This is a genomic window from Arthrobacter sp. UYCo732 (assembly GCF_040547265.1).
Taxonomy (GTDB): Bacteria; Actinomycetota; Actinomycetes; order Actinomycetales; family Micrococcaceae; genus Arthrobacter.
On sequence record NZ_JBEPPJ010000005.1, the window covers coordinates 1 to 16,020 of the forward strand.

Genomic DNA, 16,020 nt, shown 5'->3' on the forward strand with positions numbered 1-16,020 from the left:
ATGTCGATGCCCACACCGGCGGCGAACAGGTAGGCCACCCAGGTGAACAGTTTGTACTGCGGACGGGAGTGGTCCGGACCCATCCGGACCGACCCGACCTTGGACAGCGCCACCCACAGGACAAAGCCGATGACTACGGTGACGGTAAGTACGTAGAACCAGCCGAGGTTCTCCGCGATCCAACCCACCACCGTCTTCATGGTGGACTGGGCGCTGGCAGGCACCAGCATCGCCCAGCTGGAGAAAGCAATAATAATGACAGACGCGATGATGAAGACCCGCCAGTTAACCTTGGGCACGCGGTCCTCAGTGGGTTCGGCGGGCGCGGTGTCAGGGTCTTTATCGATATTAATGATGCTCAAATGTCCAACTCCAATTCCTGGTTCAGGCGCGGAACGCAGCCACATCATGGTGGTGTTCGCGGTCTTTTACTGATCGGCCAGACAGAGCTCCCGGTGCAGGGGCGCCCGGCGAACTACTGGCAGGAAACATTCCCCACAGAGCCCTTTGCGGCACATGTTGGGGATGTCCTGGCATGTCGGGGGGTCTCCAGCAACGAAACGCCAGCCGGAACTTCCAAACCGAGGCCGCTACGAGCCAGGTTCACTGCGAACCGTTGGCCCTCGTCAAGTTCGGCCAAGCCGAAGAAGTGCCAGAGAGCGGCCAGCGCCGTCTTCGACCTTGATGACTGAGCTGGCCTATTGGGAAGGGGTGCTGCCTGAAGCGTGAGCTGATGGGCAATCACACCGACCCCGCGTTGGGCCACAAGGTGGCTCCGCCGGGACGTAAGAAGGCCGCAGTTTACCGCAACCCTGTTCGCAGCCCGCGCCTGCTGCCGGTGTCACGGACACGGGCGCATGGCCGGTCCTTACGGGTTGAAGGTGCGGTCGCCGGCGAAGAACCCCAGGCCGTACTCGGGGGTCTCGAACTTGACGGTGGTGCCCTTGGGGAAGAACAGCACGTCGCGTTCCTTGGCGTGCGTGACTTCGCCGGTGGTCTGGTCCGTGAGGATGAACTCGCCCTTGATGACGACCTTCATCTCGTCGTAGGTGTAGGTGTACACCAGCGGCTCGGAAGCCTTCAGCTCGAAGAAGCCGGCGCACATGACCGAGCCCTCGGGGTTGTGGAGGGAGTCGCCGATCGCGGCGACCGTCCCGGGCTCGTCCATCGACGGCAGGCCGATGAACCCGTTTTCTACCTTATGGATGGAGCCAGCCTTGCTGAGTGTTCCTACGAGTGTGGTTTCCATGATCTCTCCTGTAAATAGTGTGATGACAGATTTGTCAGAGCTGTTCAATCTTTGATGCAAATAAGACTGCATTGAGGAATGGGATTGAGCCCCTGTCCGCGCTCCGACAGGGATCGCCTGCAAACCCAAAACTTTTAGTCTTTATCAAATCGGCCGGCGTCTACTTTGAGCCCCTCCGATGTGATGCCAATCACTTTTCTCGTCCCCCAAACTTTGACATGAACAGAAGTTCAAGTCAACAGTTCAAGACGAACATTTTAAAAGCTTTTTGATCCAAACAATGGGGATATTCCGCGCTCTCACGTTTGTGGGTATCCGGCTGTGAGACACCAGACGGCACCAGATTCGAACTGCAGGGGAAGGTGGTTGATGGTTCTGCGAGAACCACCTTGGCAGGAGCATCGCTTCGCACAATGGGTCGGAGTTACATGGAATTTAGGCAAGGCAGCGTCCAGCGGTAACCAGGGACGCGGGTTCTGTCCGCGCACAGGGCCCTGTTCCCGCCTCCCAGCGCGGGGACAGGGCCGCACTTACCCCCGGCCGGCGTCGTACGGGCTGATGAGGTTCCCCAACATGGCGATCAGCGCGGCGGGGATCAGGAAGAACCCGGTGAGGGCGCCCCAGCTGCCGTCCTCAAACTGCAGGGCGAGGCCGCCAACCGCCACTGCAGGCAGGCCGGTCAGCACGGACACCCAGAAAGGCCTTCCGAGCAGCCGCGCCCAGACCGCCGCCCCGGCAAACGCCAGGGACCCAAGAAGCACCAGCCGGTGCCCCACTGCATAGGTGGGCGACTCGATGAGGAACGTGAACGCGTCAGCCAGCCCGCATGCCATCACGGCCGCCGCACCCAGCACTTACTCCGGCTCTTCATCGAAGAACACAATGCTTTGCAGGACGACGAATATCTGCAATTTGAAGCGAGGATGGCCCGTAAACTTTCCGAGGCTGAGTGGGAGCTTTACAAGGATATTCACCGCCACAGCCTGGGGTGGATGAAGGGCGCCGACGGACAGCGGATCGCACCCTTCGGTCAGGGAAGTCCGCGGGAAGGCCAGCCAATCCCGTGAAGCACTTCCCTCGTCTGACTGAGAAAGTCGTCAAAAGAGCCATCAGGGGCCGCCGCCCCCTCTATAAGGTCCGACGCTTTTCGGCCGCTGGCGCGGATTCCTCTATCACATTGGGAGGGACCCTTACTCATGAGCAAGCCACACAGAAAGCTGACCTTGGAGGTTATGCAAGAGCCGCGCAGCAAGCCCGGCTTCAGGCCGCTGTAGGTCGCAGGCGTTCTCTGGCCGGGGGCCACCATGCGCGCCCAGGACACTTGGACGACGTTGAAAGTCCGCTTTTCAAGACGTTCTCGCGCTAGGACCGTGCTGATTTAGGCGGTTCTGTGACGCCCGGGTTTTCCGGAGGACCATTTTTTGTGCCGGAGCCGGATGTCGGCTGGGGCGCTGCGGGGCTGAAATCCTGGTACTTCGCCTGTCTTGGGCGCTCCGCGGGGTTTCTGGCCGTCGTTGAGGCCGGTCTCTGCGTGGCTGTCCTGGTCCGGAGTGTTATCCAAGTGCCGGTCCCTGCACGAAAGTTGGACCCACGGACAGCCGTCTCCCCGAGGCTGGCCGCGGGGTTGACCCTGACGATATGCTAAGCATACTGATGAATAGTTGCTTTCCTCATCAGGTCCGGTTCTACTCTCGAAGGAGATGTTATGAGCACGAAGGTCGAAAAACGCATTCTGGTGAATGTGCCAGTGGCCACCGCTTACAACCAGTGGACCCAGTTCGAAGAGTTTCCCAACTTCATGGGCGGGGTTAAAAGCGTGAAACAGACCAGCGACGACAGGCTCGAGTGGGTTGCCGAAATCGCCGGAGTCCGCAGGCAGTGGACCGCGAAGATCCTGGAACAGATCCCTGACCGCAAGGTTGCCTGGGCCGCCACGGAAGGTGCCACCAATGCCGGGGCCGTGGAGTTCGAAGACGTTGGAGGCGGCCAGACCTCGCTGCGGCTCACGCTCGAATACGACCCTGAGGGCATTGTCGAAAAAATCGGCGACAAGCTTCACGTCGTTGACCGCCAGGCAGAAGCTGACCTGAAGCGCTTTAAGGAGTTCATCGAGGATGCAGGCTACGCCAGCGGTGCTTGGCGCGAGTCTGTCAATGAGGGCAGTTCAGTAGGTGCGCCTGGCGTGGAAGATGCCAGCGCCTCACGCGGGGACTCGGGGAAGGCCGGAATTTCCGGCAAGATGGCTGCAGGGTTGGGCGTTGCGGCAGTCGCCGGTGCGGCTGCTGCCATGAGCTCCGGAACCGAAAAGGATTCCGGCGAAACCACCGGCGTCACCGTTACCCCGCCGGTCGAGCCGCTAATCGTTGAGCCCACGCCGATACAGCACGTCCCTACCGATTCAGTTGCCAGTACGACGGCGGTACCTGGCGCGGCACCGCATGCTGGAGTCAGTTCCATGCCCGGCTCCGCAGCTCTCGGCACGGACCGAGCACCGGGGAAGCCCTTCGATCAGACCAACGGCCTGGTGGACCTTGAGGGCGAGTCAGACGAAACCGCTGAAGGCGAAATCCACAACGCGGCCGAGCGCCGCGAGGATAACGAGCCCGGGACGGTTCCTCCCCTCGGAGGCAACGTCCAGCGCTGACCGCCAACGCGGGTTCTGTCCGCGCAGACAGCCCCGCTCCCGCACTGCCAGTGCGGGAGCGGGGCCGCTCTCTTTCAGCCGTCGGCCGGCGTCGTGGTGGTGGTGGTTCAGCAGCTCAATCAGCTTGGCGACCGCGCGCCCGCCCGCAGGTGCCTAACCCGCCTGCCGCAAGGAACCGGGTCAGTGGTGGCTGACGCCCAGCGGGCGTCCTTTGGTCTCCTTGGCGAGCAGGACGCCGATGGAGGAAATGACGCAGAGGATCATGATGTAGATCCCGATGGATCCGGTCCATTTGGTGCTCTGCAGCAGGGACTCGGCAATGGTCGCTGCGAACGCACCGCCGAGGATGGCGCCGAACGCGTACCCGATGGAGATCCCCGAGTAACGCACGTTGGCGGGGAACATTTCGGCGTACATGGCAGACATCGGGCCGTAGGACAGGCCAAGTCCGACGGTCAGGACGAACAGGGCCACTCCGTAGAGCATTATGTTTTTGGTGTCGATCAGGGCGAACATCGGGATCATCCACACAAAAATGATTGCGTAGCCGATCAGGAACGTCTTGACCCTGCCGATCCGGTCCGAAAGCCAGCCGCCCACCAGGGTGAAGATCAGCCAGCCAAAGGAAGCGATCGTGGTGGCGAGCAGGATTTCCGGGACTGGCATCTTCAGCGTCCTGGTGGCGTAGGAGATGAAGAAGGCGATCAACAGGTAACCGGCGGCGTTGTTGCCGATGAAGATCAGCGTCGAGTAAAGAACAGGCAGCTTGTGGTTCCGGATGAGCTCTCCGAGAGGCGCTTTGCTTTCTTCCTTGCGGGCGGACATTTCCTTGAAGACCGGGCTCTCGGCAACGGCGCGGCGGATGAGGTAGCCGACGACGATCAACACGATGGACAGCAGGAACGGCACCCGCCAGCCCCAGGAGGCGAAGTCCTCCTTGGACATGTTCGAGTTGAGCACGAAAAGCAGGCCCGTTGCGAGAATCATGCCCACCGGAACACCGATCTGTGGATACGCGCCGAACAGGCCACGCTTGCTCTTGGGTGCATGCTCCACGGCCATCAGAGCCGCCCCGCCCCATTCACCCCCGGCAGAGAAGCCCTGGACGACGCGAAGCAGGATCAGCAGGACCGGAGCCCAGAAGCCGATCTGTGCGTAGGTGGGCAGCATGCCGATCAAGGCCGTGGCGGCACCCATCATGATGAGCGTGAAGACCAGCATGGCCTTGCGGCCCAGGCGGTCACCCAGGTGGCCAGCGACAATGGCGCCCAGTGGGCGGAACAGGAAGCTGATTCCGATCAGGGCGAAGGACAGGATCTGGGCCAGTCCCGGATTGGAGTCATTCAGCGGCGCAAGGAACAGCGGCGACAGCAGCGTCCCCGTCAGCTGGGCAAAGATGAAGAAGTCATACCACTCGATGGTGGTGCCCACCAGGGTCCCGGCGAGGACTTTTCGTTCTTCATGCTTGCTGCTGGGACCAGACTCTGAATCGATGTGTGAAGTTGCGGTCATTGGAACTCCATGGCTGGGGCAGCGTCGCTGCAAATTAGGGTGCCGATTTATTTACTGATCGAACGTTCAGTTACCGTTGATAGTACTATGGGTGTGTCGTGGAACACACCAAAAACTTTCGCGCTCGCTAGCCGGAGGCTGTGCCCTTGAATACCGGCGTCCGCTTCTCCTGGAACGCGCGGAAACCTTCGGCGTAGTCTTCGCTCTTGCAGAGGCGTGCCTGCTCGGCGTTCTCTTCCGCGATGGCGTCCCACAGGCCGAGCCGCTGGTCGCGGACGTGCGCCACCAGCTCCTTGCTCGCGTTGAAGGCACCTGTCGCTCCGGAGGCCACCCCGGACACGATTTCCCATGTGCGCGGAAGAAGTTCATCCGCAGGCATCGCCCGGCTAAACATCCCCTGGGCCACGGCTTCCGTCCCCGATATCAACTCGGCGGTGTAGATCAGGTCCAGCGTCCGGTGCATGCCAAGCCGCTCGGTGAAGTACCAGTGTCCGCCGGAATCCAGGGTGGCGCCCAGTCTGGCAAACGGTGAACCGAACTTGGCATTCTCCGCCACATAGACCACGTCCGTCGCCAGCAAAAGGCCCAGCCCCACACCCAGGCAGGCGCCCTGGGCAGCGGCGAACGTCGGCGCCGGGAACGCGCTCATCTTTTTCAGCAGCGGCTGCACCAGCCCGGCCAAATACGCTTCGGCGTCGTCACTCTCCGGGGTGACATTCTGGATGTCCCTCCCCGCGCAGAAGGCGCGGCCCTCTCCCCTCAGGAGTAGCGCCCGCACCTCACCGCGTGCGGCGGCGGCAGCGGCGTCGTCGTACGCCTGGGTTAAATCCGTGAGCGCCTGCTCATCGAGCGAGTTCAGCTTGTACGGCGCATCCAGGACCACTTCGGCGACGTGGTTGGCGATGGAGAGGGAGATCATGGGGCCTTCTTTCCGGGTTTCGACAGGCTCAACCACCGTCAGACGTCGTAGTCGACGGTGACTTCCTCGCTGGTGGGGTGGGACTGGCAGGTCAGCACGTAGCCTTTGTCCAGTTCATCCTGCTCCAGCGCGTAGTTTTCGTCCATGGTCACGGTCCCGGTGACCACCTTGGCCCGGCAGGTGCCGCACACTCCCCCGGCGCACGCGAACGGCACGTCCGGGCGGACCCTCAGCGCGGCGTTGAGGATGGATTCGCGGGCGTGCGTGGGGCTGGCCACCTCGCCCTGCAGGCCATCGAGCTTGAACGTAATCTTGTACGTCTCCTTGGATTCGTCCACCACCACAGGCCGGCCGGCATGGCCTTCCGGGCGGTCCGGCTTGCCCGACGTGAACAGCTCAAAGCGGATATTGTCCGGGCTGACGCCGCGCTCGGCCAGGGTGTCCCGGCACAGCTGCACCAGTTCAAACGGCCCGCACAGGAACCACTCGTCCACATCGTCCGCATGGATGGCCGTGCCCAGCAGCTGCCGGAGCTTCTCGGCGTCGATCCGGCCGCTGAGCAGCGGCGCGATCCGCTGCTCGCGGGACAATACATGGTGGATGGCCAGGCGCTGCGGGTACTTGTCCTTCAAGTCCGCCAGCTCCTCCAGGAACATTACGTCCATGGCGGCCTTGTTGGCGTAGATCAGGTCGAACCGGGTTCCATGGTTCGCTGCCAGCAGCGTCCGTGCGATCGCGAGCACCGGGGTGATGCCCGAGCCGGCCGCGATGGCCACAAAGCTGGCCTCGCCGCTGGAAGCTACATCCCCAGCCAGTTCCTCCGGGTGGTTCATGGAGTTCATGCGGTTCTGCTCCACGGCCTGGCCGTCCCGGCCATGCTTGGACACAAACGCGCCCATGGGGCTCATGACCTCCAGGGTGTTCCCGGCCTTCAGCTCGGCGTTGGCCCACGTGGAGAACAGCCCACCCAGGTCCTTCTTCACCGCAACCCGGATCTCGCTGGACCCGTCCCCGAAGGTGCGCGGTTCCGCGCAGATGGAGTAGCTGCGCCGCACCTCGTGCGGCTCGCCCTCCTCATCCGGCAGCGTGGTGCGCAGGGCCACGTACTGTCCCGGCAGGTAGTCGAACTGGCCGGCGAGCTCCGAGGGGACGGCGAAGGTGACCTCGATGGCGTCATCGGTCAGCCGGCGCACCTCAGCCACGGTGAGGGTGTGGAAGGACGGACGACGGCGGCCGGTGGCCTGCGCCGTCTCGGCGGCGGTCTGGCGGACTACAGGCATGGGGGGGCTTCCTTACAGGACTTTGAAGTAGTCGAACGGTTCCTTGCAGTCCTTGCACACATAAAGCGCCTTGCAGGACGTGGAGCCGAAGCGGGTGAGTTCCTTGGTGTTGAGGCTGGCGCACTGCGGGCATTTCACAGCCATCGTCAGGCGGATGGGACCTGCGTGGCGGACGGCACTGGACATGCCCGACGGCGGCGCGATGCCGTATTCCTGCAGCTTGGCTTTGCCGGCGTCGGTCATCCAGTCCGTAGTCCAGGCCGGCGCGAGGACCAGGTCCACGTCCACGCTGGCGTAGCCTTCCTTAGCGAAAGCAGCCGTCAGGTCATCGCGGATGGCGTCCATCGCCGGGCAGCCGGAGTACGTGGGGGTGATGGTGACGCGGACCGTGGGGGCACTTTCAGCGGCGCCGCCCAACTGACTCGCAGTTAACGTCGTCATTTCCCGTTTTGGGAGCGTTAACTGCGAGTCAGTTGGGGGGCCGACGTCCGTGTGACCTTCGACCACATCCACCGAGCGGAGGATGCCAAGGTCCGCGATGGTGAGGACGGGGATTTCCGGATCGCAGACGGTGGCGGCGATGTCCCAGGCCCTCTGCTGCGCGGTTATCCTTTCAGTGATCACCGAGGTCACCAGTTCGCGCCTGGATGCTCGCGGGCAAGCACCTGCATCTCGGCCAGGATGTAGCCAAGATGCTCCGAATGCTTGCCCTGCCTGCCACCGCCGGGTGCCGACGGAACGTCCGGCACCTCCAGCCCGGCCTCAGCCAGGACCTCCCCGGTGAGCCGGTCAAAGTCCGCGCGCAGGCTGGAAGGCTCGACGGCGGCACCCGCCTCAACGAGGCGGGTCACCAGCTCATCGTCCTCGAAGAGCTCGGCAACGTAGGGCCACATCAGCTTAAGGCCGTGAATCATCCGTTTGCGGGACTCGTCCGTTCCCCCGGCCAGGCGCAGGACCCACTGGGCGCTGTGGTCCCGGTGGTAATCAACTTCCTTCACCGACTTGGCTGCGATGGCGGCCAGCGTGGCGTCCGTGGATTCCGTCAGCCGGCGGTACAGCTCGAACTGGTAGTAGCTCACCACGAACTGCCGCGCGATGGTGGCCGCGAAGTCGCCGTTGGGCTGCTCAAAGAGGTGGGCGGAGCGGAACTCGTGCTCCCGGCGGAAGTAGGCGAGGTCATCCTCGGTCTTGACCACACCGTTGTCGCCAAGAGCGCCGCCCGCGTAGGTAAGGAAGCTCCGGGCATGGCCCAGTTGGTCCAAGGCGATGTTGCCCAGTGCCACGTCCTCCTCCAGTTCGGGAGCGCGGGAGATCCAGTGGCCCAGTCGCTGTGCCAGGATCAGGGCGTCGTCGCCCAGGCGCAGCGCATACTCGGCCACATCCTCCGTGGGTTTCGCGAGGCCGGTGCGGACCTCCAGGGCGATGTCCTCCGGGCGGAGGGCGTTGCCAGGGGTGATGCGGGTGGCGCTGGCGTTGCTGTCGCCACCCGCCACGCCGGTGGAGATGTCACCGTGGCCCGTTGCTGTTTCGGGGCTGCTCACAGGTGCTTCACCCCTTCGCTCTTGGTGTAGTAGGTGGCGTGCCGATAGTCCTTGCCCTGCGGGGACTCAAAGAACGAGCCCTTGGAGTCGGGATCGCTGGCGGCGATGGCTTCGGCCGGGACCACCCAGATGGACACGCCCTCGTTGCGGCGGGTGTACAGGTCGCGGGCGTTGCGCAGGGCCATGGCGGCGTCCGGCGCGTGCAGGGAACCGGCGTGGACGTGGCTCAGGCCGCGGCTGGACCGGACGAAAACCTCCCACAGCCCCCAGGCATGGCTGGTTTCGACAGGCTCCCCCGCCGGCCTTCCGGTGGTTGAGCCCGCCGAAACCTCGCTGGTCGACACCGCCGGGCTGGCCTTGGGCGCCTCGCGGTTGATTTCGCTGGCCGGGACTTCCGGGTTGCCATGGGGGCTCATGCTGCGTATTCCTTCGTCTTCATTGACTGTTTGGTTGCATAGGCGGCAGCTGCTTCCCTGACCCAGGCGCCGTCCTCGTGCGCTTGCCTTCTACGCTCCAGACGCTGGGCGTTGCAGGGGCCGCGGCCGGCCAGGACTTCCTTGAACTCGTTCCAGTCCAGCGGGCCGTGCTCCCACTTTTTGGTGTCCTCGTTGAAGCGGACCTCGCTGTCCGGGAGGTTGAGGCCCAGCACTCGGACCTGCTCCACCATCATGCCCACGAAGCGGCTGCGGAGTTCATCGTTACTGAAGCGCTTGATGTTCCAGGCCATGGACTGGCGGGAGTTGGGCGAATCGTCGTCCGGCGGGCCGAACATCATCAGCGCCGGGGCATACCACCGGTTCACGGCGTCCTGAGCCATCTGCTTCTGCTCCGGCGTACCATTGGCGAGCTCCAGGAGAATCTCGAAGCCCTGCCGCTGGTGGAACGACTCTTCCTTGCAGACTCGGACCATCGCACGGCCGTAGGGCCCGTACGAGGCACGGCACAGCGGCACCTGGTTGCAGATGGCGGCACCGTCCACCAGCCAGCCGATGGCACCCATGTCCGCCCACGTCCGGGCCGGGTAGTTGAAGATGGACGAGTACCGGGCCTTGCCGGCGATCAGCGCGTCCATCATGTCGTCGCGGGACTGGCCCAGGGTCTCCGCGGCCGAGTACAGGTACAGGCCATGGCCGGCCTCGTCCTGGACCTTGGCCATCAGGATGGCCTTGCGCTTAAGGCTCGGCGCCCGGGAAATCCAGTTGGCCTCCGGCTGCATGCCGATGATCTCCGAATGCGCGTGCTGGGAAATCTGGCGCAGGAGGCTCTTGCGGTACCCGTCCGGCATCCAGTCCCGCGGCTCAATCCGCGAATCATCGGCGATCACGCGGTCAAAGTTCGCCCGGCCGTCCGCGTCGCGCCGGGCAGCAGCTTCACGTTCTTCCGGGGATAACTCAGCGGGCACTGACTGCAGATTCTGCATTGCCATGGTTGCTCCTAATGCAAAGGGCCCTTCCAGGCGCTATTCTTTACCGACCGTTCGTTCAGTATATGGGCCGATGGGTGATGGGGCAAGTGAAGCGGGCTCTTTATTCAGCCCTTTGCCACGAGAGTGAGCACGTCGTAAGTGGCTACGATTTCGTCTTTCTGATTGGTCAGGAGCGAGTCCCAGGCCACCTCGCCGTACTCGTCGGTTTCACGCGGGGTGATCTTCTTGGCGGTGAGGGTCACGCGGATGGAGTCCCCTGCGGCCACAGGCGTGGTGAAGCGCAGGTTCTCCAGTCCGTAGTTGGCCAGCACCGGACCCGGCGCTGGCTCCACGAACAGGCCGGCGCCCCACGCCAGCAGGAGGTAGCCGTGCGCCACGATGCCCGGGAAGAACGGGTTGGCCTCCGCAGCCTCCTGGTTGGTGTGGGCGTAGAAGGTGTCGCCGGTGGAGTTGGCGAACTTGGTGATCTCCGCCAGGGAGACCTCGCGCAGTTCGGAGCGGAAGGAGTCGCCGATGTGCAGCGTGCCCAGGTGCTTCCGGAAAGGGTGCTGGCCTTCGGTCTCGAGCGTGAAGTTCCGGTCCGCGCCCGCGTGCCAGACGCCGGTGACGGCGGTGAGCATGTTGGGCGAACCCTGGATGGCGGTGCGCTGCATGTGGTGCATCACCGAGCGGATGCCGCCCAGTTCCTCGCCGCCGCCGGCGCGTCCCGGTCCACCGTGGACCAGGTGCGGTACCGGCGAGCCGTGGCCAGTGGAGCTGCGGGCGTCTTCGCGGTTGAGCATCAGGACGCGGCCGTGGTGCGCCGCGATGCCCGTAACGAGCTCCCGCGCCACGGACGGATCGTTCGTGCAGACCGTGGCCACCAGGGAACCGCCACCCCGGGCGGCGAGGCGGACGGCGTCGGGCAGGTCCTTGTAGCCGACTACCGAAGCAACCGGGCCGAATGCCTCCAGTGAGTGCAGCGCCTCAGCCTCGGCGTCGTCCCAGCCCAGCAGCACGGGCGACATAAACGCGCCGCCCTCCACTTCGCCGGTGGTCCCGTCGGCGGAGGTGACCGACGGCGAATCAAGCGTTCCGTACGCAAGCTCACCGCCGGCTTCGAGCATCGACTGCACCGCCGCCCGGACGTCGGCGAGCTGTTCGAGCGACGCCAGCGCGCCCATGGTGACGCCCTCGGCGCGGGGGTCACCCAGGACCACACGCTCCTGGATGCGCTTGCCCACAGCGGCGATAACTGCCGGGACCAGCTCCTGCGGAACGATGGCCCGGCGGATGGAGGTGCACTTCTGGCCCGCCTTGACCGTCATCTCGGTGACCACGGACTTAACGAAGGCGTCGAACTCCGGCGTGCCCTCCACAGCGTCGGTGCCGAGGATGGCGGCGTTGAGCGAGTCGGTTTCAGAGGTGAACCGTACCCCGCCCGCCACGACATTGGGGTGCGATTTCAGGGTCAGCGCGGTGGACGCGGAGCCGGTGAAAGCCACCAGGTCGCGGTAGTCCAGCACGTCCAGGAGGCCACGGACAGAGCCCGAGATCAGCTGCAGCGAGCCGGGGGGCAAGATGTTGGATTCGATGATGGCCTTCACCACTGCCGCGGCCACATACCCGGTGGGGGTGGCCGGCTTGACGATGGTGGGGACCCCGGCGATGAAGGCAGGAGCGAGTTTCTCCAGCATGCCCCAGACCGGGAAGTTGAACGCGTTGATCTGCACGGCGACGCCCGGGATGCGCGTGTAGATGTGCTCGCCGGCGAAGGAGCCGTCCTTGGACAGGATCTCCATGGGGCCGTCCACCACCACCTGGGAGTTGGGCAGCTCGCGCCGGCCCTTGGAACCGAAAGTGAACAGCACGCCGATGCCGCCGTCGATGTCGATCATGGAGTCGATCCTCGTGGCGCCGGTCTGGGCCGAGAACGTGTGGAAGTGCTCGCGCCGGTCGTTCAGGTACTGCGCCAGTTCCTTGAGCTTGAGCGCCCGCTGGTGGAAGGTCAGCTTGCCCAGTTCCGCCTGGCCGGTGGTGCGGCCGTAGTCCACGACGGCGGCGAGGTCCAGGCCGTCGGCGCTTACCTTGGCCAGGACTTCGCCGGTGCTCGCATCCCGCACGGGGACAGCGGAAGCTGCCGATCCGGCGTCGGGCGTCCACCAGGAATCCTGCACAAAACTGGGAACGGTCTCGACGGTATTGACCGTGGCTTCAGCTGTTGCGGTGGTGGTCATCGTTGACGGGTCCTTCCAAAAAGGGGACAAACGACATCGGCCAGAGCATTACTGACCGTCCGTTCGGTAATATGACTACAGTACATGAATGTGCTGCGCCGCACACTGAAAGATCAACGCCCACAAAGGAGAGCCCATGAACGCCCCATCCCAGAACAGCTCCGACCTCGCCCCCGAACTCACCGAACCCGCACTGTGGAAAATCACCCTGGGCGAACTCGACGAGAAGATGGGCGTGAAGATCGTCGAGGAGTCCGTGGACCGCGTGGTGGCCACGATGCCAGTGGAGGGCAACAGGCAGTCGTTCGGGCTGCTGCACGGCGGCGCGTCCCTGGCAGCGGGGGAGGCTGTGGGCTCCTGGGCGGCCGTGATCCACGCCAGCACGCTGGGCAAAACGGCGGTGGGCGTCGACGTTTCCGCCACGCATCACCGCTCGGCGCGCGAGGGCCTGATCACCATCACGGCCACGCCCATTCACCTCGGCGGCACCCTCACCACCCACGAAGTCCTGATCACCAACGACGCCGGCCAGCGGCTCTGCACCCTCCGCATCACCAACTTGCTGATCAGGCGGAAGCACTAGCCGGTGCCGCCGCACCCTTGACAGCGGCCATGCATTTGGGATTACCTAATGAACATTCGGTAAATAAAGCTGGAGGCAATGACGCATGACTGAAGCAGCCCTTTCCGGGGCCACCCACCCCATCCTGGAAAACGACTACGCCTCCGAATGGATGGGCATCGAAGTCCTCGCTGTCACCGACGGCCATGCCACCATCCGCATGACCCTCCGGCAGGAAATGCTCAACGGCTTCGGCATGGCCCATGGCGGAATGATCTTCGCCTTCGCAGACACCGCCTTCGCCTTGGCCTGCAACCCAGTGAACCCGGGGCCCGGGGACGCGGACAGCATCACAGTGGCCGCCGGCGTCGACATCAACTTCCTCAAGCCCGCCTTCCGCGGCCAGGTGATTACCGCCGTTGCAGACCGTCGCTCCAGCGCAGGCCGCAGCGGGCTGTATGACATCCAAATCTTCGCCGCCGACCCTGGCGCGCAGACCGGCTCCCCGCCCAGTTCCGGCCAGCCCGGTTCCGGCCTGTTCAGTTCCGGCCAGCCGGGGGAACTCATCGCCGAGTTCCGCGGCCGCAGCCGCACCATCCCCAAGAAGTAGGACACCATGACCCTCCATGCCCCCGAAACCCCCGCCGCGACTACCGCGAGCCCTGCAACCGACGCCGTGCTGGACCGCGAGGAAACCATGTCCCGCGACGAGCTCGAGGCCCTCCAGCTCAGCCGCCTGCAGCACACGGTTGCCTACGCCTATGAGCGTGTTCCCCTCTACAAGCGCAAATTCGACGACGCCGGCATCCACCCCGCGGACCTCCGCGAACTCAGCGACCTGGGCAACTTCCCCTTCACCACCAAGGACGACCTGCGCGCCGAGTACCCGTTTGGCATGTTCGCCGTGCCGCAGCACGAAGTGGCCCGCATCCACGCCAGTTCCGGCACCACGGGCCGGCCCACCGTCGTCGGCTACACCAAGCAGGACCTCGCCGACTGGGCCAAACTGGTGGCCCGTTCCCTGCGCGCCTCCGGCGTCCGGCCCGGCATGAAGGTCCACAACGCCTACGGCTACGGCCTGTTCACCGGCGGCCTGGGCGCCCACGCCGGCGCCGAAGCACTCGGCTGCACCGTCATCCCCATCTCCGGCGGGCAAACCGAACGCCAGATCCAGCTCATCCAGGACTTTAAGCCGGACGCCATCCTGGCCACTCCCACCTACCTGCTCACCATCGCCGACGCCATGGCGCACATGGGCATCGACCCCGCCTCCACGTCCCTGAAGTTCGCGGTGCTGGGTGCCGAGCCCTGGACCCAGGAGATGCGGCACGAACTCGAAGTCACCATGAACATCAAGGCCTGCGACATCTACGGCCTCTCCGAGGTGATGGGCCCCGGCGTCGCCGGCGAGGCAGTAGAGACGCAGGACGGCAGCCACATCTGGGAGGACCACTTCCGCCCCGAGATCATTGACGCCTTCAACCCGTTGGTGGGCACGGAGAACGTGCTGCGTGACGGCGAGCACGGCGAGCTCGTGTTCACCTCCCTCACCAAGGAAGCGCTGCCCATCATCCGCTACCGCACCAAGGACCTCACCCGCCTGCTGCCCGGCACCGCCCGCCCCGCGCACCGCCGCATGGGCCGCATCACCGGCCGCAGCGACGACATGATCATCCTTCGCGGCGTGAATGTCTTCCCCTCGCAGATTGAAGAAATCGCGCTGCGGATTCCCGAGCTGAGCCCGCATTTCCAGTTGGAACTCACCCGGCCGGAAAACCAGCGGATGGACCGGATGACGGTGAAGATCGAACGCCGGGAGACGGCGACAGTTGAGCAGAGTACGACGGCGGGGCGCACCTTGCAGGAGCAAATCAAGATCCATGTGGGTTCTTCGTGCACGGTGGACGTGGTGGAGCCCGGCTCGCTGGAGCGGTCCAACGGCAAGCTGAAGCGTATCTACGACCTGCGGCCGCAGCAGTAGTGAGGCCGGGCGGTGCAGCCTCCCGGCTGCGCCGCCTGACTGACCATTCATGAGAAAATAGGCACCATGCCCAGCACCACTGAGACAGCCAGCACCGCCGCCGCCAAGCGAGGGCGCCCCGGTTACGACCAGCAGTCCGTGCTGCTCATCGCCGTCGACGTCTTCAACCGGCACGGCTACGACGCCACCTCCATGGGCATCCTGGCCGAAAACCTGGGCATCTCGAAGTCCGCCATCTACCACCACGTGCCGTCCAAGGGTGACCTCCTGAAGCTGGCCCTGGATCACGCGCTCGGTGGCCTCGAGGCCATCCTGGAACAGCCCGAAGCCAGCTCCGGCGCGGCCGATTCACGGCTGGAATATGTGCTGCGGCAGACCGTCGCCGTACTGGTGGAGCGCCTGCCTTTTGTCACCCTGCTCCTGCGCCTGCGCGGCAACACGGAGATCGAACGTGACGCCTTGGAACGCCGCCGCGCCTTCGACCACGAGGTGGCAGGGCTCATCTCGGCGGCACGCGACGAGGGATCGCTGCGCCAGGACATCGACCCGCGCACCGTGACCCGACTGCTGTTCGGCACCATCAACTCGATCGTCGAATGGTACAAACCGGGCGGATCCCTCTCCCCCGAAAAACTGGCCGACGACGTCATCACCATCGCGTTCGACGGGCTTCACGCAGCCCGCTAGCAG

At 64.4% G+C, this 16,020-nt stretch carries 16 protein-coding genes; 5 read left to right on the forward strand and 11 right to left on the reverse strand.

Annotated features, from left to right (window positions below):
- The 3 genes from ABIB45_RS09470 to ABIB45_RS09480 all read right to left on the reverse strand — a co-directional run.
- On the reverse strand, positions 1 to 362 hold a 362-nt coding region (locus ABIB45_RS09470; RefSeq protein ID WP_502914526.1), incomplete at its 3' end, for a BCCT family transporter.
- A gap of 506 nt (positions 363 to 868) precedes the next feature.
- Positions 869 to 1,249, reverse strand: coding sequence for a cupin domain-containing protein (locus ABIB45_RS09475; protein ID WP_354215605.1), 381 nt, complete (start codon positions 1,247 to 1,249; stop codon positions 869 to 871).
- Positions 1,250 to 1,779: 530 nt separating this feature from the next.
- Complete coding sequence (locus ABIB45_RS09480) at positions 1,780 to 2,103, reverse strand: hypothetical protein (protein ID WP_354215606.1); 324 nt, start codon at positions 2,101 to 2,103, stop codon at positions 1,780 to 1,782.
- Positions 2,104 to 2,954: 851 nt separating this feature from the next.
- Between ABIB45_RS09480 and ABIB45_RS09485 the strand changes: the two genes are divergently transcribed.
- Complete coding sequence (locus ABIB45_RS09485) at positions 2,955 to 3,893, forward strand: SRPBCC family protein (RefSeq protein WP_354215607.1); 939 nt, start codon at positions 2,955 to 2,957, stop codon at positions 3,891 to 3,893.
- Between the two features lie 180 nt (positions 3,894 to 4,073).
- Here ABIB45_RS09485 and ABIB45_RS09490 read toward each other — a convergent pair whose 3' ends face one another.
- The 8 genes from ABIB45_RS09490 to paaZ all read right to left on the reverse strand — a co-directional run bounded on the left by ABIB45_RS09490 (position 4,074) and on the right by paaZ (position 12,787).
- A complete protein-coding gene (locus ABIB45_RS09490) occupies positions 4,074 to 5,405 on the reverse strand; it encodes an MFS transporter (protein ID WP_354215608.1) in 1,332 nt (443 codons plus the stop codon).
- A 127-nt stretch (positions 5,406 to 5,532) separates the two neighbouring features.
- The gene (locus ABIB45_RS09495; RefSeq protein ID WP_354215609.1) at positions 5,533 to 6,324 is read right to left on the reverse strand and encodes an enoyl-CoA hydratase/isomerase family protein; all 792 of its coding nucleotides are present in this window, start codon (positions 6,322 to 6,324) and stop codon (positions 5,533 to 5,535) included.
- Positions 6,325 to 6,362: 38 nt separating this feature from the next.
- Complete coding sequence (paaE, locus tag ABIB45_RS09500) at positions 6,363 to 7,604, reverse strand: 1,2-phenylacetyl-CoA epoxidase subunit PaaE (protein ID WP_354215610.1); 1,242 nt, start codon at positions 7,602 to 7,604, stop codon at positions 6,363 to 6,365.
- Between the two features lie 12 nt (positions 7,605 to 7,616).
- Positions 7,617 to 8,237, reverse strand: coding sequence for a 1,2-phenylacetyl-CoA epoxidase subunit PaaD (paaD, locus tag ABIB45_RS09505; RefSeq protein ID WP_354215611.1), 621 nt, complete (start codon positions 8,235 to 8,237; stop codon positions 7,617 to 7,619).
- Positions 8,234 to 9,145: a 1,2-phenylacetyl-CoA epoxidase subunit PaaC gene (gene paaC / locus ABIB45_RS09510; protein ID WP_354215612.1), complete on the reverse strand. Its 912-nt coding sequence runs from the start codon at positions 9,143 to 9,145 to the stop codon at positions 8,234 to 8,236. Before paaC ends, paaD begins: the two co-directional genes overlap by 4 nt.
- Complete coding sequence (gene paaB, locus ABIB45_RS09515; protein WP_354215613.1) at positions 9,142 to 9,561, reverse strand: 1,2-phenylacetyl-CoA epoxidase subunit PaaB; 420 nt, start codon at positions 9,559 to 9,561, stop codon at positions 9,142 to 9,144. The genes paaC and paaB overlap by 4 nt, the downstream gene beginning before the upstream one ends.
- Positions 9,558 to 10,571, reverse strand: coding sequence for a 1,2-phenylacetyl-CoA epoxidase subunit PaaA (gene paaA / locus ABIB45_RS09520; RefSeq protein ID WP_354215614.1), 1,014 nt, complete (start codon positions 10,569 to 10,571; stop codon positions 9,558 to 9,560). The genes paaB and paaA overlap by 4 nt, the downstream gene beginning before the upstream one ends.
- A gap of 104 nt (positions 10,572 to 10,675) precedes the next feature.
- Positions 10,676 to 12,787, reverse strand: coding sequence for a phenylacetic acid degradation bifunctional protein PaaZ (paaZ, locus tag ABIB45_RS09525; protein WP_354215615.1), 2,112 nt, complete (start codon positions 12,785 to 12,787; stop codon positions 10,676 to 10,678).
- Between the two features lie 136 nt (positions 12,788 to 12,923).
- Between paaZ and ABIB45_RS09530 the strand changes: the two genes are divergently transcribed.
- The 4 genes from ABIB45_RS09530 to ABIB45_RS09545 all read left to right on the forward strand — a co-directional run bounded on the left by ABIB45_RS09530 (position 12,924) and on the right by ABIB45_RS09545 (position 16,017).
- On the forward strand, positions 12,924 to 13,370 hold the full coding sequence (locus ABIB45_RS09530) for a PaaI family thioesterase (RefSeq protein ID WP_354215616.1): 447 nt from the start codon (positions 12,924 to 12,926) through the stop codon (positions 13,368 to 13,370).
- Between the two features lie 85 nt (positions 13,371 to 13,455).
- Positions 13,456 to 13,959 (forward strand): hotdog fold thioesterase, encoded by a 504-nt coding sequence (locus ABIB45_RS09535; protein WP_354215617.1) that lies wholly within the window; start codon positions 13,456 to 13,458, stop codon positions 13,957 to 13,959.
- Between the two features lie 6 nt (positions 13,960 to 13,965).
- Positions 13,966 to 15,330 (forward strand): phenylacetate--CoA ligase PaaK, encoded by a 1,365-nt coding sequence (gene paaK, locus ABIB45_RS09540; RefSeq protein WP_354215618.1) that lies wholly within the window; start codon positions 13,966 to 13,968, stop codon positions 15,328 to 15,330.
- A 66-nt stretch (positions 15,331 to 15,396) separates the two neighbouring features.
- Positions 15,397 to 16,017: a TetR/AcrR family transcriptional regulator gene (locus tag ABIB45_RS09545; RefSeq protein ID WP_354215619.1), complete on the forward strand. Its 621-nt coding sequence runs from the start codon at positions 15,397 to 15,399 to the stop codon at positions 16,015 to 16,017.
- Positions 16,018 to 16,020: the final 3 nt, after the last annotated feature.